Source organism: Streptococcus caledonicus (genome assembly GCF_042656225.1).
Classification (GTDB): Bacteria; Bacillota; Bacilli; order Lactobacillales; family Streptococcaceae; genus Streptococcus; species Streptococcus caledonicus.
On the sequence record NZ_JBHSOJ010000029.1, the window covers coordinates 1 to 921 of the forward strand.

Annotated in this window: 9 tRNA genes; all 9 read right to left on the reverse strand. The window is 48.5% G+C overall.

Features of this window, described 5'->3' with window-relative positions:
- Window positions 1-114: 114 nt before the first annotated feature.
- The 9 genes from ACFPQ3_RS09985 to ACFPQ3_RS10025 all read right to left on the reverse strand — a co-directional run bounded on the left by ACFPQ3_RS09985 (window position 115) and on the right by ACFPQ3_RS10025 (window position 895).
- Window positions 115-188: transfer RNA gene (locus ACFPQ3_RS09985), tRNA-Pro, on the reverse strand.
- A gap of 3 nt (window positions 189-191) precedes the next feature.
- Window positions 192-265, reverse strand: a tRNA-Arg gene (locus ACFPQ3_RS09990).
- A gap of 9 nt (window positions 266-274) precedes the next feature.
- Window positions 275-347 (reverse strand) — tRNA-Phe (locus ACFPQ3_RS09995).
- Between the two features lie 16 nt (window positions 348-363).
- Window positions 364-437, reverse strand: a tRNA-Met gene (locus ACFPQ3_RS10000).
- Window positions 438-447: 10 nt separating this feature from the next.
- Window positions 448-537, reverse strand: a tRNA-Ser gene (locus ACFPQ3_RS10005).
- A 7-nt stretch (window positions 538-544) separates the two neighbouring features.
- Window positions 545-616 (reverse strand) — tRNA-Glu (locus ACFPQ3_RS10010).
- 14 nt (window positions 617-630) lie between these two features.
- Window positions 631-704, reverse strand: a tRNA-Ile gene (locus tag ACFPQ3_RS10015).
- A gap of 35 nt (window positions 705-739) precedes the next feature.
- Window positions 740-810: transfer RNA gene (locus ACFPQ3_RS10020), tRNA-Gly, on the reverse strand.
- A 12-nt stretch (window positions 811-822) separates the two neighbouring features.
- Window positions 823-895, reverse strand: a tRNA-Val gene (locus tag ACFPQ3_RS10025).
- Window positions 896-921 lie beyond the last annotated feature (26 nt).

Below are 921 nucleotides of genomic sequence, written 5' to 3' on the forward strand. Positions count from 1 at the left end.
CTCTCTGGCTTTTCCGTTTATTGTGTCTTTGACAGGTTACTTCCGTAACCCGCACTTGCTTCGTCTTGTTCAGTTTTCAATGGACTTCTCCTTAGAGACAGTTTTAAATAAACATCGGGAAGACAGGATTCGAACCTGCGACCCCTTGGTCCCAAACCAAGTACTCTACCAAGCTGAGCTACTTCCCGAAATGCACCCTAGAGGAGTCGAACCTCTAACCGCCTGATTCGTAGTCAGGTACTCTATCCAATTGAGCTAAGGGTGCGAAAAGAAATGGCGCGAGACGGAATCGAACCGCCGACACATGGAGCTTCAATCCATTGCTCTACCAACTGAGCTACCGAGCCAACTAAAATAATAATATTGCGGGAGCAGGATTTGAACCTACGACCTTCGGGTTATGAGCCCGACGAGCTACCTAGCTGCTCCATCCCGCGTTAATAATAAAGGAGGATGTGGGATTCGAACCCACGCACGCTTTTACACGCCTGACGGTTTTCAAGACCGTTCCCTTCAGCCAGACTTGGGTAATCCTCCAAAAATATAGTCCGTACGGGATTCGAACCCGTGTTACCGCCGTGAAAAGGCGGTGTCTTAACCCCTTGACCAACGGACCATAAAATAATAATATGGGCACGAGTGGACTCGAACCACCGACCTCACGCTTATCAGGCGTGCGCTCTAACCACCTGAGCTACGCGCCCAAGCCAATGCTTGGATTTTATTTATTTCTAAATAAAGCGGGTGACGAGAATCGAACTCGCGACAACAGCTTGGAAGGCTGTAGTTTTACCACTAAACTACACCCGCTAATATATAATATGGGAGTTAACGGGATCGAACCGCTGACCCTCTGCTTGTAAGGCAGATGCTCTCCCAGCTGAGCTAAACTCCCTCAAACGAGAATTAGCTCAAACTGGT